22 protein-coding genes are annotated in these 24,138 nt (G+C 53.5%); 3 read left to right on the plus strand and 19 right to left on the minus strand.

Annotated elements, in window-relative coordinates:
* Positions 1-57 precede the first annotated feature (57 nt).
* Positions 58-699, plus strand: a complete 642-nt coding sequence (locus L1F29_RS19630) for a thiamine diphosphokinase (RefSeq protein WP_258383753.1) — start codon at positions 58-60, stop codon at positions 697-699.
* A 28-nt stretch (positions 700-727) separates the two neighbouring features.
* Here L1F29_RS19630 and L1F29_RS19635 read toward each other — a convergent pair whose 3' ends face one another.
* From L1F29_RS19635 to L1F29_RS19655, 5 genes are all read right to left on the minus strand, one after another.
* A complete protein-coding gene (locus tag L1F29_RS19635) occupies positions 728-2,725 on the minus strand; it encodes an endonuclease MutS2 (RefSeq protein ID WP_258383754.1) in 1,998 nt (665 codons plus the stop codon).
* Positions 2,726-3,245: 520 nt separating this feature from the next.
* Positions 3,246-4,046: an MBL fold metallo-hydrolase gene (locus L1F29_RS19640; protein WP_258383755.1), complete on the minus strand. Its 801-nt coding sequence runs from the start codon at positions 4,044-4,046 to the stop codon at positions 3,246-3,248.
* Entirely contained in the window at positions 4,046-4,714 is a 669-nt protein-coding gene (locus L1F29_RS19645; protein ID WP_258383756.1) for a GNAT family N-acetyltransferase, read from the minus strand. Before L1F29_RS19645 ends, L1F29_RS19640 begins: the two co-directional genes overlap by 1 nt.
* Before the next feature lie 40 nt (positions 4,715-4,754).
* Positions 4,755-5,420 (minus strand): GNAT family N-acetyltransferase, encoded by a 666-nt coding sequence (locus tag L1F29_RS19650; RefSeq protein WP_258383757.1) that lies wholly within the window; start codon positions 5,418-5,420, stop codon positions 4,755-4,757.
* Between the two features lie 4 nt (positions 5,421-5,424).
* A complete protein-coding gene (locus L1F29_RS19655) occupies positions 5,425-6,288 on the minus strand; it encodes a carbon-nitrogen hydrolase family protein (RefSeq protein ID WP_258383758.1) in 864 nt (287 codons plus the stop codon).
* 167 nt (positions 6,289-6,455) lie between these two features.
* On the opposite strand from L1F29_RS19655, the gene L1F29_RS19660 reads away from it, so the two are divergent.
* Positions 6,456-6,944 (plus strand): C40 family peptidase, encoded by a 489-nt coding sequence (locus L1F29_RS19660; RefSeq protein WP_258383759.1) that lies wholly within the window; start codon positions 6,456-6,458, stop codon positions 6,942-6,944.
* Positions 6,945-7,042: 98 nt separating this feature from the next.
* Here L1F29_RS19660 and L1F29_RS19665 read toward each other — a convergent pair whose 3' ends face one another.
* From L1F29_RS19665 to L1F29_RS19725, 13 genes are all read right to left on the minus strand, one after another.
* A complete protein-coding gene (locus L1F29_RS19665) occupies positions 7,043-8,404 on the minus strand; it encodes a HAMP domain-containing sensor histidine kinase (RefSeq protein ID WP_258383760.1) in 1,362 nt (453 codons plus the stop codon).
* A complete protein-coding gene (locus tag L1F29_RS19670) occupies positions 8,401-9,099 on the minus strand; it encodes a response regulator transcription factor (RefSeq protein ID WP_258389739.1) in 699 nt (232 codons plus the stop codon). The genes L1F29_RS19665 and L1F29_RS19670 overlap by 4 nt, the downstream gene beginning before the upstream one ends.
* Positions 9,100-9,512: 413 nt before the next feature.
* Positions 9,513-11,069, minus strand: coding sequence for an ABC-F family ATP-binding cassette domain-containing protein (locus tag L1F29_RS19675; RefSeq protein ID WP_258383761.1), 1,557 nt, complete (start codon positions 11,067-11,069; stop codon positions 9,513-9,515).
* Positions 11,070-11,166: 97 nt separating this feature from the next.
* Positions 11,167-12,828 (minus strand): serine/threonine protein kinase, encoded by a 1,662-nt coding sequence (locus L1F29_RS19680; RefSeq protein WP_258383762.1) that lies wholly within the window; start codon positions 12,826-12,828, stop codon positions 11,167-11,169.
* Between the two features lie 99 nt (positions 12,829-12,927).
* Positions 12,928-13,953, minus strand: a complete 1,026-nt coding sequence (locus tag L1F29_RS19685) for an SAM-dependent methyltransferase (RefSeq protein WP_258383763.1) — start codon at positions 13,951-13,953, stop codon at positions 12,928-12,930.
* Positions 13,950-14,735 carry an ABC transporter ATP-binding protein gene (locus L1F29_RS19690; protein WP_258383764.1) on the minus strand — a complete coding sequence of 262 codons (786 nt, stop codon included), beginning with the start codon at positions 14,733-14,735 and terminating at the stop codon, positions 13,950-13,952. The genes L1F29_RS19685 and L1F29_RS19690 overlap by 4 nt, the downstream gene beginning before the upstream one ends.
* A gap of 71 nt (positions 14,736-14,806) precedes the next feature.
* Positions 14,807-15,109: a cyclic-phosphate processing receiver domain-containing protein gene (locus tag L1F29_RS19695; RefSeq protein WP_258383765.1), complete on the minus strand. Its 303-nt coding sequence runs from the start codon at positions 15,107-15,109 to the stop codon at positions 14,807-14,809.
* On the minus strand, positions 15,106-15,945 hold the full coding sequence (locus tag L1F29_RS19700; protein WP_258383766.1) for a deoxyribonuclease IV: 840 nt from the start codon (positions 15,943-15,945) through the stop codon (positions 15,106-15,108). Before L1F29_RS19700 ends, L1F29_RS19695 begins: the two co-directional genes overlap by 4 nt.
* Positions 15,946-15,950: 5 nt before the next feature.
* Positions 15,951-16,766, minus strand: a complete 816-nt coding sequence (locus L1F29_RS19705) for an Fpg/Nei family DNA glycosylase (RefSeq protein ID WP_258389740.1) — start codon at positions 16,764-16,766, stop codon at positions 15,951-15,953.
* 120 nt (positions 16,767-16,886) lie between these two features.
* On the minus strand, positions 16,887-17,681 hold the full coding sequence (nucF, locus tag L1F29_RS19710) for a 5' nucleotidase NucF (protein WP_258389741.1): 795 nt from the start codon (positions 17,679-17,681) through the stop codon (positions 16,887-16,889).
* Complete coding sequence (locus L1F29_RS19715) at positions 17,678-18,772, minus strand: Gfo/Idh/MocA family protein (protein ID WP_258383767.1); 1,095 nt, start codon at positions 18,770-18,772, stop codon at positions 17,678-17,680. The genes nucF and L1F29_RS19715 overlap by 4 nt, the downstream gene beginning before the upstream one ends.
* Entirely contained in the window at positions 18,769-20,202 is a 1,434-nt protein-coding gene (locus L1F29_RS19720) for a ribonuclease H-like domain-containing protein (protein ID WP_258383768.1), read from the minus strand. Before L1F29_RS19720 ends, L1F29_RS19715 begins: the two co-directional genes overlap by 4 nt.
* Positions 20,199-22,484, minus strand: coding sequence for a DEAD/DEAH box helicase (locus L1F29_RS19725; RefSeq protein WP_309252316.1), 2,286 nt, complete (start codon positions 22,482-22,484; stop codon positions 20,199-20,201). Before L1F29_RS19725 ends, L1F29_RS19720 begins: the two co-directional genes overlap by 4 nt.
* A gap of 402 nt (positions 22,485-22,886) precedes the next feature.
* On the opposite strand from L1F29_RS19725, the gene L1F29_RS19730 reads away from it, so the two are divergent.
* Positions 22,887-23,102 (plus strand): hypothetical protein, encoded by a 216-nt coding sequence (locus L1F29_RS19730; protein WP_258383769.1) that lies wholly within the window; start codon positions 22,887-22,889, stop codon positions 23,100-23,102.
* Here the strand turns inward: L1F29_RS19730 and rnz are convergent.
* A complete protein-coding gene (gene rnz, locus L1F29_RS19735; RefSeq protein WP_258383770.1) occupies positions 23,086-24,015 on the minus strand; it encodes a ribonuclease Z in 930 nt (309 codons plus the stop codon). The two genes, L1F29_RS19730 and rnz, sit on opposite strands and share 17 nt — an antisense overlap.
* Positions 24,016-24,138 lie beyond the last annotated feature (123 nt).

A 24,138-nucleotide genomic window follows, 5' to 3' on the forward strand; every position in this document is an offset into this window, starting at 1 on the left:
GCCGATGTCCCGAGTATACTGACAAAAGCACGCTATGCAGAAAGGAACGAATGCATCATGAATGCAAGCCGCATACTCATATTTACCGGCGGCCGTCTGGGCCGGTGGGCGCTGGATCTCATCCGGGACGACGATTATCTGATCGGTGCGGATAGCGGCGCCTTGTTCCTCGTCCGGAACGGACGCCGTCCGAATATTTCCTTAGGCGATTTCGATTCGGTCACACCGCAGCAGCTGGCAGAGATCCGAGAAGCAAGCCTGGAGATGCAGGACTTCGATCCGGTTGACAAGGACTTCACCGATACCGAACTTGCCTTCCAGCTTGCAGTGTCCAAACAACCGGATGAGATCGTGCTGCTGGGAGCGCTTGGCACACGTTTCGATCATACCTTGGCCAACGTACATTTGCTTCGAACGGCTCATGGGCAGGGGATCCGCATGGCCATCATGGACGAGCATAATACGATCCGCGTGACCGCAAGCAAGCTATCTCTTCGGCGATCTCCGTTTCCATATATTTCACTTCTACCGCTTTCGGACGTTGTCCGCGGCATCACGTTGGATGGATTCCAATATCCTCTCCGCGAAGCCACGCTTGAAATCGGCCAATCGCTCGGCATCAGCAACGCGCTAGTCGGCGAGCAAGGGGTCGTCAGCATACGCGAAGGGCTGCTGCTTGTCATCGAGAGCCGGGATTGACTTAGCGCAAGCCGGATTCCGGGCGCGCTTAGCGCTCCGGTTCCTCCGGCGGCGTAACGATCTCAATCCCGGGCACATATTTGCGTCCCATCTGCTTTCTCGCTTTCCGGTTCGCTTTGCTCTCGAATACGATATCCAGGTCATAATCCTGTCCCGGGTACAGCTTCTCCGATCCGATATAGAGCGCCAGCCTTTTTCGGTTGAATTTTAATTTCTGCTTCTGTACCTGAACGATGACTTCTCCGCGTTCGTCAGCCGCTTTATAGACGATGCCGCTCCGCTTCAACGGATAGATCCAGACACAATCCCCTACTTGCAAGGGCCGTTTAGCCTCATTCGAATGATGACGGTCATCTTCAATGGCATTCTCCTCCGCTCCTTCGCCTTCCTTAGGATGGCGTTCCTTATCTTTCTTCACCGGCTTCGGTTTACTGCGAGATGATTTATCCTCTGCAGACTGCCATGCCGGAACGGATGTCGTCTCTACAGCCTGTTTCGTTCCGATCGCTGCCGCTCTCGCTTCCGCCCTCCGAATAACCCTTTCCGGCAGGCCAAACCGTCTCGCAATGGCAAACGCGTAGCTGTCCCCGGCCTCTCCGATCTCTAAGCGATACAAGGGGCGCAAGGTTTCCGCATCGAAGGCCATCCGCGCGTTGGTGCACGCTTCCGTTTCGGACGCGAACCGTTTGATCTCGTTAAAATGTGTCGTCGCCGCTACCAGCGATCCCCGGTTCAGCAGTTCCTCCAAGACGGCAATAGACAATGCGATGCCTTCACCAGGGTCAGTGCCGGCCGCCAGTTCGTCCAGCAGCAGCAGCGACCTGCCGTTCGCGGCATCCAGCATTTCCTTCAAGCTGGACATGTGAGCCGAGAAGGTGCTGAGCGATTGCTCGATGCTTTGTCCGTCGCCGACATCCGCCAGCACATGCTGAAAGAGCCCGAGCTCGGTGCCCTTGCCGGCTGGAACGAGCAGTCCAGACTGAACCATCAAGGCAAATAGTCCGATGGTCTTCAAGGTTACCGTCTTCCCGCCCGTGTTGGGCCCAGTTATGATCAACTGCCGCCATGCTCCGCCGATCTGTACATTTAACGGCAAACAACCGCTCCCGAGCAGCGGATGCTTCGCATCGACCAAATGAATATAAGGTTTCTCGGAGATGGTCACGGCGATGCCATCCCAAGTCCGGGAGAGCTTCGCTCGGGCAAAGATGAAATCGAATGACGCCATCGCCTCGACATTCCACCTTAGCCCATCGGCATGCCCTTCGGCAAACTCGGACAATTCGGATAATATAATGGTCCGTTCGCGCTCTTCCTCGGCTTTCCACATCTGCCATTCCGCCTGCAGCTCGGCAACGTCTGCCGGCTCGACGAACAAGGTCTGACCGCTGGACGACTCATCCCATACCGTCCCCGGGACCTGCTTGCGCAGTTCCCGTTTCACCGGAATAACATAATGCCCGTTGCGCTTACTTACCAATAGCTCCTGTAGCGCAGTCTTATATTTGCCCAGCGTCTGGTTCAGCTTGCGTTCAATGCGATCCTCGGCCGATGCCAGATGTCTGCGGATATCCGCCAGGGCGGAACTCGCTTGATCCGTTAACTGTCCATGGCGGATACAGCGGTCCAGCTCCTTCCGCAGTTCCGGACAATCGTGCATGGAGTCGGCATAGCTGCTGATCGTAGGGGCGATCATCTTCTTCGCTTCCATATAACGTTTCATTTGGCCTACTGCGGCGAGCCATGCGCTTAATTGTCCCAGGTCTTGTTCGGTATAGATTCTTCCTTTACCCAGCAGCGCGAAGAAGAGCTCCATTCCTTCCATGGCTGACAACGGTACGCTCGCCCCAGTGGCAAGCAGCCTTGCCGCCTCTTCCGTTTCCTGCAACCATGTGCGAACTGCCGCTTCATTGGCCGTCGGCATATGGCGCTCTGCCAGCTTGCTTCCTTCGGGCGATACCGTAAATTCGAGCAGTCTCTGTTTAATTTTGTCGTATTCCAATCGTTTCAAGCTTGCTTCGTTCATTGTTGAGGGCCTCCTTAGGGCATAAAATAAAAAAAACAGGAATGAAAAGCGCACGCGCCTTCCATTCCTGTTTGAGATTCGGCAAAGCTGCAACCCGATTTCCTGGCTTGGAAGACGCCAGCTATTCATGAATGAACAGCTGAAATCTTACTCACACAGGTTCGTTTTGAAGCATAAAAAAAGCGTGCTCGAAGAGCACGCGAATTTGCCGTCTGCAGGCGGAAATCGTCATGTTCTTAACTCAGAGAGTCGATTCGGACGAACATCATCAAACAGACCTGTACCCTATTACAGGACAAGCATGCTTCATTCGTCAAAATCGAATATCCAATTACGAGTTAAGAACACCAACAAACATCAAAATTTCCCCTTGTCGATCAGATAGTTCCATAATATGCGTTTTCACGACTGACGTCAAGTGACTTTCATTTGATGGCAGAATAGAGCACAAGCTAATATGCCGGAAATAATGATCAACCATTTAAGGTTCGCAGCTATACCGGGAGTATGTCGAACCTTATTAAACCTGGATTATCATGCCGGTTAGAGCAAATCGGACATCGGCTGGCAGCGGATATTCGCGCCGCAAATCAATGTCGTGCGACATATGGGTCAGCACGGTCTGCTTTGGCTTCAAGCGCTCAAGCAGCGCCGCAGCTTCCTTCACGTCATATACCGATCGCGTATGAAGCGGAAACGGCTCTTCATAGAAGCTGGTTCCGAGAATGAGCAAATCCAGATTCATTAATGGCATTAATTGTTCTTCGGTAAGCGAGATCGCGTCCGAACAATAAGCCCACGATCGGCCCGCCGCAAGATCCGAGAATCGAAACGCATAAGAATAACCGTTCTTCCCGTGATTCACCTTCCAGCAATCCACCCGCCATCTTCCAAGCTGCAGCGGGCCTTCAATCGGAATAAACGTTATATTCCGGCCTATCCAAGGGAACCGAGTCAGAACTTCGTCGATTACATCCGGTTTGGCGTAGGCTTCTCCCGCGATCCCCGTCCATCGGCACATATCGGCCCACTCCGCAAGGCCGCCAATATGATCGAAGTGCGCATGCGTAATGAGGATCCGGTCCAGGCGGCGCAGGCCTGCGGCTTCCATTTGGTCACGCCAATCCGGTCCGCAGTCGATCAACAAAACACCCAGCTCCGGATCGTTCAGGTGCACCAGCGATCGCTTTCGCCGATTGGTGCCGCTGCTGCGGGCTTCCTCGCATACGCTGCAATCGCAGTATACACGGGGAACGCCCATCGAGTCTCCCGTACCCCAGAAAGTGATCGCCGTGCTTCTTGCCGTCTCCTCCGCACTCATCAGAACGGTTCTAAGCGGATCGTTTCCTGCTGCCCGATCGATTCGATCATATCATGCCAAGCGTCCGGTTTATTGGGAAGCGCGGAATAATATTGCGTCAAGAAAGCTGTAACGAGCGAGGACGGCAGCTCCGTACGATTCTCATCATAAGAGAGGAAACATAAATCAAGCCCCGATACGGCTTCGCCGTTCTCTTCCCATGAAGGATGTATGTATGGAAAATCGAGACGGCGATACCCAATATGCGACAGCACCTCGCGCCGTACATAGGGGTTCATTGGCGTTACGCCCCCGAAATGATAATCTGCCGTGATGGGGTTATAAATTTCGGCGAACATGCCAATCGGTTCCGTACCGCTCTCCTCTGCAAGCCTAGCAATGTCGCGCTCGCGGTTACGCATGAGGAACCGTCCGATTCCCATGGAGGGACGGCCGATAATCGTAAAGTCCGTCATCGCGACAAGCATGGTTGGATAATAACGGTACTCGGTTGCGCCCACGACTTCGCCTTCATGGACGGCAACATAAACATGAATGCTTGGATCTTGAATCGGCTCCTCCCATTTCTCGAACGCAAGCACTTCTTCCGGAGGAAAGACGGTTTGCATCAGCTGATGCATCTTCGTAAACAACGGGTCGTTAATCGATTGAATCCGTATATATTCCATAAACGATAATGCCTCCCATGATCTGTTTATTTGATTTCTTCTAATGGTTGTGAAAAGGATTTCTCCATTCCATTAAAGCAGCATAATGGCATGAATCTTCATCTTCAAGATAATGCTTGGCAACGCCAACCGGCATCCGGCCGCAGCGCAACAGGAAAGAGAGGACGGGATCCTTCAGCTCGCCTGAAGTGATTCCCTCCAGATACTGTTCCGCCGTTAGACGGTCGGCATACCGCTTATACCCGGGCATTCGTCCGCCGCCGAGCAATCGCTTTAATTGAAGATGGACGACGACCTCATACATCGATTGCATCAGCCATTTGCCAATCCCGTATTGTCGATATTCGGGAATGACGCACAAATCGACGACATAAAGCGTGTCGCCGGCCGGGTTGTGGTTTCGGATATATCCGCCGTCGGTAATCAGCTCCCAGCTATGAGCTCCGTTGGCAGCTTCACCATCGACAAGCAATGCGGTCATGGACCCGATCAGCTTCCCGTCCGCCTCGGCACAAAGCGCTCCTTCGGGAAAGCGGCTCACATGCTCATGAAGCTGTTCTTCATTCCACCAGAGCTCGGAAGGAAACGGGGGCGGAAAGCTCTCCCTCTGGATCGCAATCATCCCCTCCGTGTCTTCCCGCGAGTAATTCCGTATCGTCACACGAACCGGCTTCCCCGAACCATAAACAAACATCTGTTTGCGCATCGTCCTACGACTCCCAATCAGGATACAAATCCGTGCGGCGATCTCTCCAGGTGGTGACCGATCCAGCCGCTCTTACGTCGGCGAGCAGCTCTACGTTCAAATCGGCAACGACGAGCATGTCATCGTTAATAACGCCCTCAGCCATGATGCCTGCGGGAGGGAATGGAATATCATTAGGCGAGATGACGGCGGCTTGCCCGTAGTTGGCACGCATAAAGTCAACCTTTCGCAAAGAACCTACTGTCCCCGTCGTTACGATATACACCTGATTCTCGACAGCCCTGGCATGACAGCAATAGCGGACGCGGTAGAAACCGTGGCGATCATCCGTGCAGGACGGACAGAAGATGATATCGGCCCCTTTCGCTCTTGCCATCCGGACGATCTCCGGAAATTCGATATCGTAGCAGGTCAGCATCGCAATCGTTCCGAACTCAGTATCAAATACGTTCAGCGATTCACCGGGAGCCATATCCCATTCTTCCTTCTCCGTCGGTGTCATATGCAGCTTCGCCTGGGTTTCCACTCTTCCGTCCGGATAGAACAAATGCGCGACATTGCGGCGTTTGCCTTTCCCATCCTCAATCACGTGCGTCCCGCCGATAATATGCATGCCATACTCCGCCGCAAGCGCTGTGAACAGCTTCAAGTAATCCTCTGTAAAAGAAGATAGCCGGTCAATCGAAAGCGGCTTCCCCAGCTCGTCTCCGATCGATAGAAGCTGCGTTGTCATAAATTCCGGGAAGAGCACGAACTTCGCCCCGTATTCCGAAGCATTCCTTATGTAATGCGTGACTTGTTCGGCGAACTCCGCGAACGCGCCGATGTCTTCCAGTTTATATTGGACAGCTGCTACACGTAAATTCAATTCCTGCTCACTCCTGATTAGAAATTTCTCATCGTTTTTTAATAAAGCGGATACAAGCCTTGATATCGCTCTTTTATTGTTCTCTTTGGTAATCATTAGGGCGTTTGTAATCTGTTATAGTGTATCTCGAACCAATGACCAGAACATATGGAGGGGAATTTAACAACATGAAAAAGAACAACACCATTATTCGTAAATTGGTTGCCGTATCCTTAGCTACCATGATCGGATTCACTTCGCTCGCGATTGGACAAGCTTCTACAGCAGAAGCCGCTACAGCTTCTCAAGCAAACAAGATCGTCAGCATTGGCGACAATTACTTGGGCGTTCCTTATCGCTTCGGTGCTAAGAGCGGAATTACGAGCGCATTCGATTGCTCCTCGTTCACCCAATATGTCTATAAGAAAGTCGGAATTTATCTGCCACGTACCTCGAAGCAGCAATCCAAGGTTGGATCCTACGTCTCGCGTTCCAATCTGAAGAAAGGCGACCTTGTCTTCTTCAGCGTAGGCTCGGGCAAAGGCGTCGCTCATGTTGCGATTTACGTAGGGAACAACAAGATTCTCCACACGTATGGCGAAGGCGGAGTTAAATTCTCGCAACTGAATTCCAAGCACTGGAGCTCTCACTACATTACAGCACGCCGCGTCTCCTAGTCCTTATTCATCATAGAATAAATGACCATAAAGCTGATTCTTCAGCTCTGTCGTATCGCAGTCCGGTTATATTGACCGCGATACGACGAGCCGTGGAATCAGCTTCTATTTTTTTGGGGAAGAACGATTGAGATCGTCGTTCCTTGATCCGGTTTGCTGAACACATCGATTTGTCCGTTGTGCAAATCTACGATTCGTTTGGCAATAGAGAGACCTAAGCCAACTCCCCCGGTCGTTCTGCTTCTTGCCCCGTCTACCCGGAAGAACCGCTCGAACAGATGCGGCATATCGTTCTCGGGTATGCCGACTCCCTTATCCGAAACGGATAGACGGACATTGCCTTTCGTTACGCTGATTGTGATGTCGATCGGATCTTTGCTGTATTTGATCGCATTGTCGAGAAGAATGACAAGCAGCTGCCGGATCTTGTCCTTGTCGCCGCTGAGCTTTACGTCCGTCTTCGGCGTATGTACCCGAATCATCCGCTGGAACGTCGCGTGAAGCATGTCTGCCGTCTCATCAGCGAGCTGCACCAGATCGAATGTCTCCAGCTTCAGCCAGTCCTCCTGCTCCGCTTCCGCAAGCATGAGCATGGATTTGGTCAAGTTCTGCAGACGTTTCGATTCTTTACTGATGGCCTCGATCGCTTCATCCCTTACATTGACATCGTCTCTGCCCCAGCGGCTTAGCATATTGGCATAGCTGGATATGACGGTCAGCGGTGTTTTCAGCTCATGGGAGGCATCGGCTACGAACTGCTTCTGCCGCGCAAACGTACGGTCCAGCCGGTCGATCATCTGGTTGAACGCGCGAGCCAGCTGTTCCAGCTCGGCAGACTGGTCCTTCCCGCTTATTTCAATCTTTCGGAGCTTGCCGCTCCGGTCAATCTCGCGCATCGTCTGTACCATATGCTGAATAGGCGAGGTCAGTCTGGACGTAAACCAGTAGGTTCCGAGTATCGCGAACAGAATCGCCCCTACGCTCGTGACCGTCAGCGCGATAACAAGCACCTGCAAATAGCTGTCGAGCAGGGTTAACTTTCGGTACAGCTCCAATTTGCCGATAATCCTGCCGTTATTATAGAGCGGAACCTCCATGTATATTACCCGGCGGCCTTCGACATACAGCATGCCTGTCTCAAACTCGCTGCTGAATTCCGTCTTGAACGCGAGCAGCTCCGGGTCGGAGCCTTGCTCATTGACCGTCCTGCCATCCGGCGTGACGACACGGATCAATTCATTCACATTGTAGTAATCCGTCAGCAAATCTGGATCGGCCAGCCCTGTCGGCTGGTCAATCCGCGGATCCTCAAGCAAAATATTCACTTTATTCGTCAACAGCTGTTCTTCGCTGCGCATCGTTATCTTTATAACGAATAAATAGACGAAAATGTTGAACAAAATAAGGATGAAAATTAACCAAAATATTGTAAAAAAAGTAAATCTCCTGCGCAGTGTCATGCATCAGGCTCCTTTAACATATAACCGACCCCGCGAACCGTATGAATCAGCTTGTGCCGGTACCCCTTATCAATCTTCTGACGCAAGTAACGGATGTAAACATCGACGAGGTTGGTCTCGCCAATAAAATCATAGCCCCATACCTCGGATAATATATCCTCACGCGACTTCTCCTCGTTCTTGTGCTCGGCCAGGTAGACCAGAAGCTCGAATTCACGCGGCGTTAATTCGATAGGCAGCTCTTTACGAAACACTTTACGCGTTCTTAATTCAATTGATAAATCGGCTGCCTTGATTATATCGGGGCTCTCGGCTTCCCGCGGCTGCTGTCCGAAGATGCGGATCAAATTACGCACCCGCGCGAGCAGTTCTTCCATTGCAAAAGGCTTGGTTATATAATCATTAGCTCCATGCTCGAATCCGCTAACCTTATCGGGAATCGTATCTCTGGCCGTCAGCAGAATGATCGGAATCGGATTTCCTGCCTGACGCAGTCTGCGCAGCACCTCTACACCGTTTAACTCCGGGAGCATGACGTCCAGCAGAACCAGGTCCCACTCACCGGAGCCGGCTTGCTCCAGACCGGTGCGGCCATCAGCCGCTCTTCCCACGGAATAGCCTTCATGTTCAAGCTCCAGCTGCAGAATTCGGGCGATGCTATCTTCGTCTTCGATGACTAATATGCGTTCTTTCATCTGGTTGTCCACCACCACTTCTCTCTCCAGGCTCTTAACAGGTTCTTCACTATCATAATGAAGAGCCCATTTGTTTTCAAGCATACCCCAAATCATGACGTACCGTCGCCAATCGTTATTCTGCCCATTCCTTCGCTTCCTATCTCCACGGCCGGGATTGGCAGCATGTGAAGCCCGGTCGAGGGTCATTTCTAATCAAGTATGAAAAGCGCAACAAGCAGCATGAGAAACAGCGGTGACCGCCGACCATGCTGCATGTATGTGTTCTGGTCCTACTTTGCCGATAGCGGCTATGAAACGAATTCCGTACGATCCATGATCATCCTGTCTCCTATGATCAGCTAGGCAGAGAGGTTGAACATACGAAACATCCTAAGCAATTCTCCCGCAGTACGGCGGTAGCTGCATACTCCTTATTGGATGCTTTGCAGCGACCAAGCTTCCACATCCCATACCTTCGTTACCCAGTCTTCATAGAAATCCGGTTCATGGGATACGAGAATGATCGTGCCTTTAAAAGCTTGCAGAGCACGCTTCAGCTCGGCCTTCGCAACGACGTCCAGATGGTTGGTCGGTTCGTCGAAGGCGATCCAGTTGCTCTCGCGGAGCATCAATTTGCACAGACGCACTTTCGCCTGTTCGCCGCCGCTAAGCTGGTTCAGCGCCCGGGTAATATGATCGTTCTTCAATCCGCATCGGGCAAGCGCCGCACGCACCTCATGCTGGTTCATGTTCGAGAACTCGTTCCATACATCGTCCAGCGGCGTGAGTGTCGGAGCCTTCACCTCTTGCTCGAAATAAGCCGGGTGCAGATAATCGCCGCGGTAAACCTTGCCGTCCAGCGGTTGAATCAGGCCGAGAATCGTCTTGAGCAGCGTTGATTTGCCGACGCCATTGCATCCGACGATCGCGATTTTGTCTCCTCGCTCGATCAGCATGTCCATGGCCGGCAGCAGCGGGCGGTTATACCCGATGGAGAGCCCATTCGCTTCAAACACCGTCTTGCCGCTTGTGCGAGCCTCTTTGAAGCCGAATGTCGGCTTCATCGCTTCTTCAGGACGATCGATCCGCTCGATCCGCTCCAGCTGCTTCTCGCGGCTCTTCGCGCGTCCGCTTGTGGAGTACCGCGCTTTGTTCCGTTGAATGAAATCCTCTTGCTTCTTAATAAATTCCTGCTGCTTCTCATAAGCGTCAATATGCTGATTCTTGTTGATATCCGCCATCTGCAGAAATTTCTCGTAATTAGCGGAATAACGCGTCAGCTTGGCAAATTCGAGATGATAAATGACATTAACAACCTCGTTCATAAATCCGGTGTCGTGGGAGATCAGCATGAATGCATACGGATAGTTCTTCAAGTAGTTCGTCAGCCATGTGATATGCTCTTCATCCAAATAGTTCGTAGGTTCATCCAGCAATAAGACGGTCGGCTTCTCAAGCAGCAGCTTCGCAAGCAATACTTTCGTCCGCTGGCCCCCGCTCAACGCGGATACGTCGCGGTCAAGTCCGATTGCATTCAGGCCAAGCCCGTTAGCCATTTCTTCAACCTTCACATCGATTAGATAAAAATCGCCGATCTCCAGCGCTTCTTGAATTTCGCCCATACGAACAAGCAGCTCTTCAAGCTCGTCCGGATTGGCATCCGCCATCTGCATGGAAATATCGCCCAGCTCCGTCTCCAGCTCCAGCAGCGGGAGAAAAGCATCCTTGAGCACATCGCGGATCGTCTTCCCGGAAACGAGCTTCGTGTGCTGATCCAAGTATCCGTAACGGACCTTCGGCGTCCATTCGACTTTGCCGTCATCCTTCAGCTGCTTGCCGGTCAAAATATTCATCAAGGTCGATTTCCCGGCGCCATTGGCACCGACCAAGCCGACATGCTCGCCTGCAAGAAGGCGGAAGGAAACATTCTTAAACAACGTGCGGTCGCCAAAATTATGGTTTAAATCTTCTACTGTCAGTAAGCTCATGTATGCTGCTCCATTTCTCTATCTAATTCATTGTAAATCGCGTTTTTAAGTCGCTCGCGTTCCATTGTATCACAGGTATTCCTCACTTGTGTCAACTTCATTCAAAAAGCTTGCGAAGCAAAGGCTGAAACGCCTTCTCCATCACGGCTAACAGCTTCCTGTCCGAGGTCATCCACTTCCCTTGCCAGAGCAGCTGGAGCCACTCTTCCATCGGTAGCTGCGGGATCGCAGCGATTGGCTGAGCCGGAAGCAGCGATAGCCATTCGGCCCGTCCCTGGAACCTCATATCTTTGTTAGCCAGCCACCATGTCGGCAAGCCAGCTGCAGACCGCTCGAAACGTATCCGCTCCGCTGCGGCCAGACGGGCAGCGGACCATTTATAAGCATGAGGATCCGCGACAAAAAGCACAACGTCTGCAGATAACAGGAATGTTTCCAGCGAGGCCTCCGTCTTCCAATGAGATGAAACGTCCGTTACCTTCGCGTGGTTCGGGTAGGCTTCAACCATAAGCCGGTATTTGATCGATTCGTCCGCCAGCGCGTCCGCTTGTTCGGGTTGAAGCACATGCCACGATACGTGAGCGTCTCCGTATCGGATATATCTCGGGTCCGGGACAGAATCGCCGGAATGAGCGGCATGCTTCCTCGAACGACTGCAATCAAGCAGCGCATGCCACTCCGGGGATAGAGACGGATGTTCGAATGCGGCACACTCTACTCCGCGAAGACCGAGCAGCTTTGCAAGCGTTATCGCCACGAATGTGCCGCCGCTGCAGGGCGCAAGAGATGCAACGGCAATATGAAGCGGCTTATTATCCGACCGCCTGTCAGCCGATTGCTGACGACGATCAGGCTTTATTTGAGCCATTCTGCGATTCGTTCTCTCATTTCCCAGCCCCTCTTGATTCCAAGGTGCGTCTGATTGCCGGGCTATCGGGTGTGTGAAAAGGGAATCCAGACACGCTTGCAGCGCTTCGCTCGCCTCCTGCATGGACGAATAGCGCAGCCGAGGATGGCGCTCCAGCATCCGTCCAATTACAGTAAGAAGCGGCTCCGGAACCGAGGAAGGGAGCTGAGCAATAGAAGCGGAATACGAAGCTGGCGGATGTCCGCCGCTAAGCAAATAATAGATCAGCGCGCCAAGGCCGAATATGTCGGTGCGGGCATCGCTCTGTCCTGCCCCCTCCTGCTCGGGAGCGGCGAAGCCGGGCGTCCCCAGCTGAACCGTATCTTGGCCGGCGTCAGCCTTGTATCGTCTAGCGATACCGAAGTCGATGAGACGGACGTGACCGCTTCGATCAATCATAACATTGGTCGGCTTCAGATCCCGGTGGATAATCGGCGGGTATTGGCTATGTAAATAGATTAACGCTTGACATAACTGCAGGCCTGTCCGGATGATCTCCATGAGTGCCACTTTTCCGTGGTGAATCTCTAAGTGTGCCTGCAAGGTCACACCGTCAATATAGTCCATAACGAGTATCTCCGCCCCAAGTTCATCAGGGGGGTAATAATCGACGATAAGCGGCAAATTCGGATGGTTCAGCCTCATCAGCATGACAGCTTCTTCCGCATGAAACAAGCCGTCCTCCGAAGGCGGCCGGTTAACCTTCAAGGCGCGCAGCTTACCCTGCAGCCTGCTGTCTTCAGCCGCATAAACCTCTCCCATTCCGCCCTTGCCGAGCATTCCGACGATACGGTAGCGCCCGCCGCCGACAGCGTCTCCCATGACATATCGACCCGTTTGTTCCTGATTCAAGCTAACGCCTCCTATGGGTTATAAAAAAAGCATCCCGAACCGGCAAGCCTGAGGCTTGCAGGATCGGGATGCTTTCCCGTTATCCAATTATTCACGTGCTTACAAATAAGCTTTCTTCTCCAAGTACAACGTGATCTCTTCCCGGTTATGAAACAGCTGCTTCGCTTTTTTTACCGTGAAGACGGTCTCCAGCTTGGCCATCACGTCGCGGATTGTCTGCAGCGGCTTCTTATGCATAAGCTTGACAGTGACGATCGCTGTACCGCCGCCCTGCAGCGCTTCGTGCAGATCGAGAATAAGCTTGCACATTTGCATCGGGCTCCAGCTCATATCGCATACAAGAAGATTGAAGGAACCCGGCTGCAAATGAACTTCCGATGCGTTCTTCTTCCAATACGTTAGCCTTGGATGCTTGGCTAGGCTTGGATGTAAATTGGCCGGGTCAACGGCCGTTACATACAATCCCCGCTCCAGCAGCAGATGCGTCCAGCCTCCAGGAGCCGCACCGATATCGAGCGCATCGCGGAAATCGGCAAAGTGCAGCTTGAACGCCCGCTCCGCTTCCAGCAGCTTGAACTTTGCCCGAGATATCTGACCTTCCTCGCGTTGGAACCGGATGGCCCCGCCCGGCCAATCGGACAGCTGCTCTTCCGGCGTACCCATGCCGACAAACAGCTCTTCCTTGCCAGCGAATATCGACAAGATCATCTCTGGCGATTGCACGACAGGCTCGCAGCCGGTCTCGATCAATATCGCATCGAGAACCGCCTTCGTATCCGCTGCGGAATAAGGGAACGGACTCCCGTCACCGCGGCGCAGATGTACAGCGATTGCCTTGTTCTCGCACCGGAGACGCGAAGAACGGACCAGCTCGCCAAGCGCTTGCAAATCGTCCGCATTGCCGCGGATCGGCAGAACGCGCTCCACCGACTGAATATGGCGGAGAAAGATCGGCTCATTCGTTTGAATACGATCAAGCACTTCCTGACGGCTGAGCGGAAGATCGATCATGAAGATTTCGCCGGCTTTCAGCTGCGTGATCTTAACCCCTTCAAACTGTCTTCGAAGCTCTTCCATCGCATAGGTGGCAAAGCCATGGTTAGCCGTACAGATCCACTGCGTCAAGCTTGTCCTCCTCCTACTGCTGCCGCTCTTATCCATGGCCGGTCATACGACCATTCGACTTCTACCGGCCAGTCGTAAACCCCGCTCAGTATCTCGCTTGTCAATACGTCCCGCTTCGGTCCTGCCGCTGCCAAGCGCCCCTCATGAAGCAGCGCAACGTGCGTAAAGAGCGGAATGATCTCTTCCAAGTGATGCGTTACATACACGACCGTAATACCGCGATCTCTTAACCTGCCCAGGTCAACAAGCAGCTTCTCCCGCTCATGAAGGTCGAGTCCGGCGCAAGGCTCGTCCATAACGAGGAGCTTCGGATCGCTCATCAGCGCCCTCGCCAGCAGAACCTTCTTTCGTTCCCCTTGTGAGAGAGAACCCAAGGATTGCTCCGCCGTATGCCCGAGACCGACTTCGTCGATAAGGCGAAGGGCTTTCAGGCGAACCTGCTCGTCGATATCCTGATAAAACCGCAAGAATGCATATTCCCCGGTTGCAACGACTTCCCAGACAGGATCGTATAGCGTCAATTTCTCGATGATCGATTGGCTAATGTAGCCGATTTCTTTGCGGACTTCGCGCACATCGCATTCGCCAAAGCGATTGCCAAGCACATCGATCGTTCCGGAAGAGGGAAACATATAGCCGGTCATCATTTCGAGCAACGATGTTTTACCCGATCCGTTACGCCCCAGGATAACCCAATGCTCGCCTTCCTTGATCTCCAGGTCGATTCCATTCAATATCTCCCGTTCATCGCGCTTCAAAATAATATGTTGTAAATGAATCATTGCCATTCCCCCAAATCTGTGCATATTCCCCATCATTCCAATAGTCAGCACCCCTGCAATTCGATGTAATATCAAATAGGCATCGGTCCGTTATGAAGCATAACTTCCATAGGGGCATGTCTGGCTAGCAGCTGGTACATCTGCATTCGTCCTGACGGGCTTGATGTATGAAGGTAGATTTCTTTGGGAAACCGTTTGCTCTCTACGATATAATGCACGACTTCCAATGCGGTCGGTTGACCCCAGCCCAAATCATAATCGAGAGAGAGCGTCTCCACTTCCGCATGCTTTAATAATGCGATACATTCCTCCGCATTCTTGGCAAGTACGAACCCTTTGGGACAAATTCTATGATCATCCAAGTATACATTCATCGGTTAGCGTCTCCCCAATTCCGGACGAGCTCGAGCTGCGCCTTATGCGTTCCGTCTTCCCCTGCGGGCGTCTCCAGTATGAACGGCACAGAGCGAAGCAGCGGATGCTGCAGCAGCCATCTGAATCCAGCTTCGCCAATATGTCCTTCTCCGATAACCGCATGCCGATCTCGCTTCGCACCAGATGGATATACGGAGTCATTCAGATGGATGGCCTCGATATGCTCCAACACGTTCAACCGGACAGCCGTATTCAGCCAAGCGCCGTCAGGATTCCCATCCCATATTCCGCTTGCCATGAGATGACAGGTGTCCAGGCAAAAGCCGATCTTATACGAATCACGGCATAGACTGCGTATTTGCGCCAGCTCTTCCATCGTCGTTCCCATGAACGTATGCTCGCCGGCCTGATTCTCAATGAGAAGCTTCGCCTTACCGTTCCATTGCGAAGTAACTGCGCTCAACGTAATGACCGCATTACGATATCCTTCCAGCGGATCTATGCCCTTGTACACGCCAAAATGAACGACGACGCCAAGTGACCCGCATGCTTCGGCAATGGCCAAATCGTTCAATAACGATTCAGCCGTACGCTCGCGATGCTGCGGATCCTCGGCTGCGACGTTCGTTGGATAAGGCGAATGCGCGATCGAAACGATCCCATGCTGGCTGCAATAATCCGCGCATCTTCCGGCATCCGATCTGTCGATTGCTTTCATGGCGAGACTGCGCGGATTTTTCGGGAAGTATTGGAACGCTTCTGCGCCTATATGAGCAGCTCGTTTAGCCGCTTCAAGATATCCCCCTCGGGTCGATACATGGCAGCCGGTCCGCATGAGGTTTAACGCTCCTTTTGACAAGTTGGACAGTAGAACATTTTTCGCGAACCGATTTCACCCTGAACGATAGTCGTTCCGCATACCAAGCAGCTTTCTCCGCCCCGGTCATAGACGCGGCAGCGTTCATTATAGCCGCCAATCAACGTATCGTTTGCCGTCAGCGGCATCTCCATATATCCGCCATGATTCAAGGCATCGGTCAGCACTTCATGCATCGCTGCGTATAACCGTTCCCACGTCTGCGGCTCCATCTCCGTTACCTTAGCATCCGGACGCACGCCTGCAGTAAAGGCAATTTCGTCCGCATAGCAGTTTCCGATTCCGGAAATCACATGCTGGTCGACCAAGGTGGACTTTAGCGTCCCTCTCTTGCCTGCAAAGCGCTGCGTAAATCGCTCCAAAGTCAGTCGTTTATCGAACGGATCTGGCCCCAGCTTGCCCAGCTGCGCTTCGGTTTCCTTTGCAGTCAGCAGATGAATGTAGCCCAGGCGCAGGCCGATAAAGCGCAGCTCGCCGGCAGGGAACCGGATCGCGACTTGGACGGTACGCTCCGTAGGTTCATCCGCCGCGGCGAATTGAATAAGGCCCCCAAGCATCAGATGGAGCACCAGCCTCTTGCCGCTGTCGAGATGAAAGACGAGCATCTTTCCGCGGCGTTCAACGAACCACACCGTTCTGTTAAGCAGCTCCGCTTCAAATTGTTCAGACGAGACATTGATGGATTTCGGCCTTGTCACCTGAACGCCGACGATCGGCTGACCGGCAATTCGTGCTGCCAATTGATTGCGATAATATTCCATTTCCGGCCATTCCGGCATGGGATCCTCACCCTTCCCGACAAGCTCAACCTCGGCGGACTGGCCGCATACGGTCACGGTCGGCTTGTTATACAGTAGCATTCTCTATATATTGTCTTTTCACAAGGCTTGTCATCCGGACTAGCCGAACCAACGAATAAGCTGATGCAAATCCGTAATAATCTCATCTGCGGAGCAGCCTGCTTGCTGAAGCAGATCCTTATAATTGGCTTCGGTAGCCAGGCCGGTCAGCACAAGCACCGAACGGCAGCCGCTCGCTTGGGCGGCGGCTATATCTGTCGCGGGATTATCGCCGATAACCCACACGTCTTCGGCCTTCCGTCCGAGACGCTCCAATGCGTAGTTCATCAATATTGCCGAAGGTTTGCCTATCACAGTCGGACTAATACCTGAGGCCTTCTGAAGAATAGCCGAGATTGAACCGGCTCCGGGGATAAGCCCCGTATCGGATGGCAGAAGCACATCCGGGTTCGTCAATATGTATCGTGCCCCGCTGCGTATATGCCTGACGGCGGCGGCGATCCGCTCGTACGTCAGCTGACGGTCGATGCCTTGAACGACGATATCCGGTTCGTCTTCTACAATAGGAAGACCCGCTTTGCTCAAGGCATCGAGAAGCCCGGCTTCGCCGACCGGGAATACGCGGGCTTCATTCATCTCCTGGGCGATGTAAGCCGCCGCTGCTTGCGAGGAGGTGCAGACATCGTCGGCCTCAGCCGGTATCCCCATCTCGCGAAGACGATTCGCAACGGTTTCAGGCGTCGCCGATGAATTGTTCGTGACGAACAAGTAACGGATCTCGCGCTGCCTGAGCATGCTGATCAATGAATCGGCTCCCTCGATCATGATATTGCCATGGTATAAGGTACCGTCCAGATCGATTAGAAGCCCGCTTGGCTTCTCCGCGGGACTCATGACGTCCACCCTTTGTTCTCCTGAAGGACCCGATCGATCCAATATTCGACCGATACGCCATCCGCCATAGATGGGGCGAGGCCCGGCCAGCGGTCTTCACCGGCGTAGCGCCATAGGAAATGATTCAACGCCGCGCAATGAGTGTCGACGGCGATGCCCATCGTTGTCTTATCGTCCGGCAGAAGCGCCAATGATTCGGGAACGGGCAGTGCCGGGACGCCGCCTTTTAATACATGCACGCTCGGCATCAGCTGGCTCTCCAGATCGCATGTGATCGAACCGCGCGTGCCGACGATTTGAACATCGTAAGCATCGGACCCCAATGCGATCCGGGATACCTCAACAATACCGCTGACATCGGATGTCGTCGTATAATGCATGATTGCCCAATCGTCGACATCGATATCGATCAATGCTCCGCTTGCATCCGGGCGCTGCTTCACATAAGCATTCGTTCTCCCGCGTACGTCCACCAGCTCGCCGAACCAATGGCGGATCAGATCCAGGACATGAACGCCAAGATCGCTGATCGCTCCTCCGCCCGACATGCCGCTCTGAAGGCGCCAGCTGATCGGGCGCTCCGGATTCAGGTAGCCGGAACGGCGGTAGGACACCTTGCATTGCAGGACATCACCGATAATGCCTTCCTCCAGCCATTTCTTGATCCGCATAACGGCAGGGTGATATCGAAATGTGAAGGCTAGCTGCTCTAATGTTCCGCTGCCCTTGTCATTCAAGGTATGTACCAATTCGCGCGACTTCCCATAGGATTCCGTAACCGGCTTCTCGCAATAAATCGCCTTGCTTCCTCGAAGCGCTTCGGTTACGTCAGCATAGTGATTCGCATTCGGCGTGCAGATATCGAAGATATCGACGAGACCGTCAGCCGCTGCTTCCTGCGCAGAAGACGTTACGCGGCGGAATCCGATTGCTTCCGCTTGCGCGGCGTGAATATCGGGATGTCTCGTTACAAGCGTATCCAATACAGGAATGACTGGCGTTTTCTTTATAATAGGCAGCGCACGAAGCGCTGTCATATGAGTTTTGGCAATATTGCCGAAGCCAAGAATGGCAAAACGTACTGGTTTCAACCGGAAAGCCTCCCTATTTTCGTCCGAAGCCGGTCGATTCTCTTGCGCAGTCCCTCCACCTCGGCACGCCGCTTCGCGTCGAGCCGTAAGCCGGAATAGCGCCTTAACGCGAGGGCAAGTGCCTCCTCGGCGAGCGATAGCGCCGAATCGAACTGCTTCGTCTTATGTTCATGGTACATGGCGAGCTCGATATGGGCCCCCCAACCGGGCCAGGCGGCCATCTCCGCCGCATACACAACCTTCTGCCACAATAACACAGCACGCGGCCAATTGCCACATTTCTTGTCTCTTTCGGCAAGCGCTAGATATACAGACGGCGGGGCTTGGTCATCGTTTATCAACCGTTCGAACAACGGCTCCGCGCAGCTCGCGCCCTTCATCTTCTCCAGCCATAGTCCCGTGCGCAGAAGTTCTTCCACTCCTTCAGGATGCGGAACCCGGCTTCCAAGCCCATCGCTGAGAAGATGACCAAACCGGATGGCAAGGCATGCCAGCGACACCATATCGATCTCGTTATGACGGAACACGCCGTGCAGCGGGCGGGGATTGCCATCGGCCAGGAATTGAAAATAGATTGCCGGTGCCAGAGAGCCTGGAACATCGTCTTCGCGCGTTATACCCAGCCGCTCCTCCTCCACATGGCTAAGCTTGCAGGAAACCAACGTATTGCGCCATACGCTTCGCGACGGATGAAGCAAATCGATATGGATCGGCTCCCATTTGAATTGGCGGAATCCGTTCAGGATGAACCGGTTGTGCAGCACCGGCCAATCGAAGGTTCTGCCGTTATATGTAGCCAGATGCGTGTAGGAAGTTAGTTTGTCGCATAAGTATGCCAGCATTGCCCTTTCTTCCGCCGGATGCCGGATCAGCATCTGCTCCACGACGAATGCGCCTCTCGTCATATAGCCAAGACCAACCATGAACGGCACGTTCCCGGCACCCACGCCCAGTCCGGTTGTCTCAAGATCGAGGAATAGGATGCGTTCAGGATGAACGTCCTGCCGTGAGACTTGTTCGGCGCTTACTGCCGCTGCCGTTTGCGCGGAACGGTTTCTTGGTTTCGGAGATGCTCCCGTCTGGAAAGCCGACAGTCCAGCTACGGCTTCGCGAAGCTCGTCCAGACCATGAACGCCATGTCTGTAATCGAGCGGATAGCGCGTCTCGCGAAGCAGAAAATCGCCTTCGTCCGTCGCCATGATCCTCACGCCAAGCTCAAACCATTCGGGGGACAGCTGTTGGCTGTTATCAAGTCTCTCATCGAGTTCCTCATCAAGTTCCTTATCAAGTTCCTCATTAAATCCCTCATCAAGTGCCGCTCGTTCAACGATTTCACCAGGTTCCTCCGCACCAGCAGATACTGCGGTTTCGGCCGGTTCCGCCGTGGAATTGCCCCGCAGACGCTTCATTCGATCGCGCAAACTGCTCATGAAGGCACCTCCGTCTGTTCGATCAGATCGAGAGCGAGCGACTTCCCGAGCAAGCCGACCTCCTCAATCGGACCTACGCATGCCGGACATCCGCTTATGCACGTACAGCTCCGGATGAGTGATTTGGCTTGATTCAGTAGCTCTTCATGCACATCGAACAATCGCTCGCTTAGGCCAATCCCGCCCGGATAGCGGTCGTAGAAATAAATCGTCGGCAGCTTCGTGTGGACGGCCTTGACCTGAGGAACAACGCGAATATCTAGCGGATCGCACATCAGATAGAGCGGCGCGATGTGGACAAGCACGTTGGCCAGTCCGAGAAGTGCCTGCTGCATATCGTTCGTGCTCTTCCGAGCCGCAGCCTCCTCGCTGAACGAGAACCAATATCCGCTCGTGTGCAGCTCCTCCTCCGGCAAATAAATCGGACCGGATCCGATATTCTCATGGGTGCGAAGACGGATTTTCTTGAAGATTGTCGCCTTCGCGTTAACCGTCACTTCTCCATACTGCCGCAGCAGCTCGCCGCATTGCTGCTCCTTGTCGACATGCAGCACCTTCAGCTCTACCGCCAGATTGGCATCGGTATAATAGTCGACACTCACTTCGCGCACATATGCTTTCTTCTCCGGGTGATCAAGCTTCTCTACTTGATACTGCACGCCCTCATGAATATAGATCGCTTCCTCGTGAATGAGCGTAGGCGCGCTGAACCGGTCTACCTCGCCAAGAACCCGGCTGCCGTTCGTCATATCGATAATGATGAAATTCTCCTGCGCGGCGGAGCGCAGCGAGATGCCATGCGCCGGGAAGGACTGCTCCATCCAATACCAGCGGTCCTTAACATGGTGAAGCACCTGCTCCTCCACCAGAAACTCCAGCATATCCTCAAGCGGTTCCCCGCCGAATTTATCGCCAGCCTCGAAGGGCAGCTCGTAAGCGGCGCACTTTACGTGGTCGATGAGAATAAGCAGATTGTCCGGATGAATAAGCGCGCGCTCGGGAGGACGGTTAAAGAAAAAGTCCGGATTCTGGATCATATATTGGTCCAACGGGTTGCTGCTGGCGACGAGGAACGTTACGGAGGTTCCCTGCCTCCGGCCGGCACGCCCCGATTGCTGCCACGTGCTGGCGATTGTACCCGGGTAGCCGTTCATCACGCAGGCTTGCAATTGACCGATGTCAATGCCGAGCTCAAGCGCATTCGTGCTCACGACGCCGCGGATCTCGCCGCTCCGCAGTCCCCGTTCGATCTCACGGCGCAGCTGCGGCAAATAGCCGCCCCGATAGCCTCGGATCGTCTTCGGCCCCAGCTCGTCCTTGACAAGCTCCTGCAAATAAGTGAGAAGCAGCTCAACTCTTACGCGGCTGCGGGCAAATACGATCGTCTGCACGCCCTGCCGAAGCAAATTAGCGGCCAGCTTGCGGGATTCCAGCACGCTGCTGCGGCGGATGCCGAGCTGCTTATTCACAACCGGGGGATTATAACAGACAAAATGCTTCTCTCCTACCGGCGCTCCGTTATTGTCGATGAGCGCAACCTGCTCGCCGATCAACCGCTCCGCATGCTCGCGGGGATTGTCAATCGTCGCCGAAGCACATATAAATTGAGGATTCGATCCGTAGAATCGGCATATCCGCTTCAATCTCCGAATTACATTCGCGACATGGCTGCCGAATACGCCGCGGTAGGAATGCACTTCATCGATCACGATATATTTGATGTTCTCGAACAGCTTGACCCATTTCGTGTGATGCGGCAGAATCGCCGAATGAAGCATGTCCGGATTCGTAACGACGATATGTCCCGCATTGCGGATCACCTGCCGCACGGTAGGCGGCGTGTCGCCATCGTATGTATGGCTCTTGAGATCGACGTCCATCGCGGCCGCAAGCTCCTGCAGCTCAGCCACCTGATCCTGTGCCAGCGCCTTCGTCGGAAATAGATACAGCGCCCTGCCGCTGTCATTCTCGAGCAGCGACTGAAGCACCGGCAGGTTATAGCATAACGTCTTCCCGGACGCCGTCGGCGTTACCGTAACGACATGCTTGCCGCTGCGGACAGCCTCATAAGCTTCGGCTTGATGAACGAACAGCTCCCGAATGCCCCGGCTTGCCAGCGCATCCGCCAGCTTCGGATGAATATCGGCCGACATGGCAGCCGTACGGGCCGCCCGGGGCGGTATAGTATGCCAATGCGTGACATTCTCCATAATTTCCGGTTGCTGCCGAACAAGCTGCAGCCACTCGTCCAAACCGGATGTTTTACCCGTCCACCGGTTCATCTCTCGTACTCCCCTCGCTAATCATATACTATCTCTATTGTACAGAATGCATGTTCGGTCCGCAATGCAAGAAGAGCCACAATCGTTAAGGAGGAAGCTGGAAAAAGGTTTTCAGGTCGCATAGAGGACTCGCAAAAACGTGTCAAATAAACTACTTCGAATGCCGCAATATGTCGTTACCGGCTGCTGAACGCACCAACTCTCGCCATCTTCGTCTCCTTCCTATTTCTCTTCGGCACCGCTTACCGTAGCTAGTACTTCCTGATGAGACATAGAGACCATCATGAGGTCTCTACTGATCGGCTAGATGAAGAAGTTAAGCGCGGTTATGCATTCTTATATTGATGCGATTAATGTCGTTAATCATAAAGGGAATAAAGCTTTGGGTTGGGGGCGGAATAGTTGTATGGATATACGGAGAAAGAAGCTGCGGGAAGTCCTTTCACCTTTCTCGTCTCCGAGCCTGGCCGCGCGAAGCTGCTGCAGCAGCTGGAGTCCGTCGAGCCCAACGAAACGATGAGCCCGATCGGAAAAATCATGGAGCTTCAAGAAATCATTTCGCTGCAGTCCAAGCGGGATGATACAATACCGCTTCTTGCCGTTATACGGACGTCCTAGGGACGGGCACCTCCAAATAATCGTAAGCCGCCAGCATATTCGGAAACAGCTGCTGACCGTCCGCAATCAGCTCCGCGACCGCTTCATCGTCGTATCTGGAGCTGAAATGGGTCAGGGCAAGCTGCTTGGCACCGGCTTTTGCCGCAATTTGCGCCGCTTGACGTACCGTTGAGTGGCCGTAAGCCAGCGCTTTTTCTTCCATACCGGACTCGAATGTCGCTTCGTGGACAAGCAAATCGGCATTCTTCGCCAGCTCAACCGCATTGTCGCATGGACAGGTATCGCCCAGAATCGTAACGATGCGACCCGGTATTGGCGGCCCCACCACATCCGTCGAACGGATCAGCTCTCCGCTTGGCAATATTACGTTCTCGCCACGCTTCAATTTTCCATATTCAGGTCCCGGCTCAACTCCTCTTCGCCTTAATTGCTCCAGATCAAGATGCCCGCTCTGCTCGGACTCTTCTATCCGGTAGCCATAGCTGGGAAGCCTGTGAACCAATTCGTTCGCCGTCACTTTGTATTGGCCGTCGTCCATGATGACGCCCGGTCCGATCTCCGTAATCGTCAGCTCGTACTCCAAATAGGTTCCGCTATGAAGAAAAACGCCGTCTATGAACGCTCGGAGCCCTGGAGGACCATACATGACAAGCGGACCGGCCCCGTCAAAATAAGACCGGCTGCTCAGCAGCCCCGGCAAGCCGTATATATGATCGCCATGCAAATGCGAAATGAATATTTTATCCAGCTTATTCAGCTTAAGCTTGGTTCCGAACATCTGCTGCTGGGTGCCTTCGCCTGCGTCGAACAGCCAGAAGCCGTTCGATGGCTCGGAATGAACGAATGCAGCCGAGGTAACGTTACGAGACTTTGTCGGTCTGCCGGCGCTCGTTCCGAGAAATTGTATATGCATCGTTACTTTCCACCTCCTGTTTCTGTATAGCAATACCCTCCAAGACGCAAAATGAATCCCGCGTTTTGGAGGGTATGCAATGTGAGCGTTTCGTATGCATGGAGAAAGGGGCAATTAGGAAAC

Source organism: Paenibacillus spongiae (assembly GCF_024734895.1).
Lineage (GTDB): Bacteria > Bacillota > Bacilli > Paenibacillales > Paenibacillaceae > Paenibacillus_Z > Paenibacillus_Z spongiae.

What these genes read in the sequence shown, in the direction of transcription:
- L1F29_RS19690 (WP_258383764.1), bottom strand. Translation starts at nt 14,735, where the DNA reads ATGATTCATTTACAACATATTATTTTGAAGCGCGATGAACGGGAGATA.
- L1F29_RS19635 (WP_258383754.1), bottom strand. Translation starts at nt 2,725, where the DNA reads ATGAACGAAGCAAGCTTGAAACGATTGGAATACGACAAAATTAAACAG.
- L1F29_RS19720 (WP_258383768.1), bottom strand. Translation starts at nt 20,202, where the DNA reads ATGAGCAGTTTGCGCGATCGAATGAAGCGTCTGCGGGGCAATTCCACG.
- L1F29_RS19695 (WP_258383765.1), bottom strand. Translation starts at nt 15,109, where the DNA reads ATGAATGTATACTTGGATGATCATAGAATTTGTCCCAAAGGGTTCGTA.
- L1F29_RS19640 (WP_258383755.1), bottom strand. Translation starts at nt 4,046, where the DNA reads ATGAGTGCGGAGGAGACGGCAAGAAGCACGGCGATCACTTTCTGGGGT.
- L1F29_RS19670 (WP_258389739.1), bottom strand. Translation starts at nt 9,099, where the DNA reads ATGAAAGAACGCATATTAGTCATCGAAGACGAAGATAGCATCGCCCGA.
- nucF (WP_258389741.1), bottom strand. Translation starts at nt 17,681, where the DNA reads ATGAGTCCCGCGGAGAAGCCAAGCGGGCTTCTAATCGATCTGGACGGT.
- L1F29_RS19650 (WP_258383757.1), bottom strand. Translation starts at nt 5,420, where the DNA reads ATGCGCAAACAGATGTTTGTTTATGGTTCGGGGAAGCCGGTTCGTGTG.
- rnz (WP_258383770.1), bottom strand. Translation starts at nt 24,015, where the DNA reads ATGCATATACAATTTCTCGGAACGAGCGCCGGCAGACCGACAAAGTCT.
- L1F29_RS19630 (WP_258383753.1), top strand. Translation starts at nt 58, where the DNA reads ATGAATGCAAGCCGCATACTCATATTTACCGGCGGCCGTCTGGGCCGG.
- L1F29_RS19705 (WP_258389740.1), bottom strand. Translation starts at nt 16,766, where the DNA reads ATGCCGGAATGGCCGGAAATGGAATATTATCGCAATCAATTGGCAGCA.
- L1F29_RS19700 (WP_258383766.1), bottom strand. Translation starts at nt 15,945, where the DNA reads ATGCGGACCGGCTGCCATGTATCGACCCGAGGGGGATATCTTGAAGCG.
- L1F29_RS19660 (WP_258383759.1), top strand. Translation starts at nt 6,456, where the DNA reads ATGAAAAAGAACAACACCATTATTCGTAAATTGGTTGCCGTATCCTTA.
- L1F29_RS19725 (WP_309252316.1), bottom strand. Translation starts at nt 22,484, where the DNA reads ATGAACCGGTGGACGGGTAAAACATCCGGTTTGGACGAGTGGCTGCAG.
- L1F29_RS19675 (WP_258383761.1), bottom strand. Translation starts at nt 11,069, where the DNA reads ATGAGCTTACTGACAGTAGAAGATTTAAACCATAATTTTGGCGACCGC.
- L1F29_RS19645 (WP_258383756.1), bottom strand. Translation starts at nt 4,714, where the DNA reads ATGGAATATATACGGATTCAATCGATTAACGACCCGTTGTTTACGAAG.
- L1F29_RS19665 (WP_258383760.1), bottom strand. Translation starts at nt 8,404, where the DNA reads ATGACACTGCGCAGGAGATTTACTTTTTTTACAATATTTTGGTTAATT.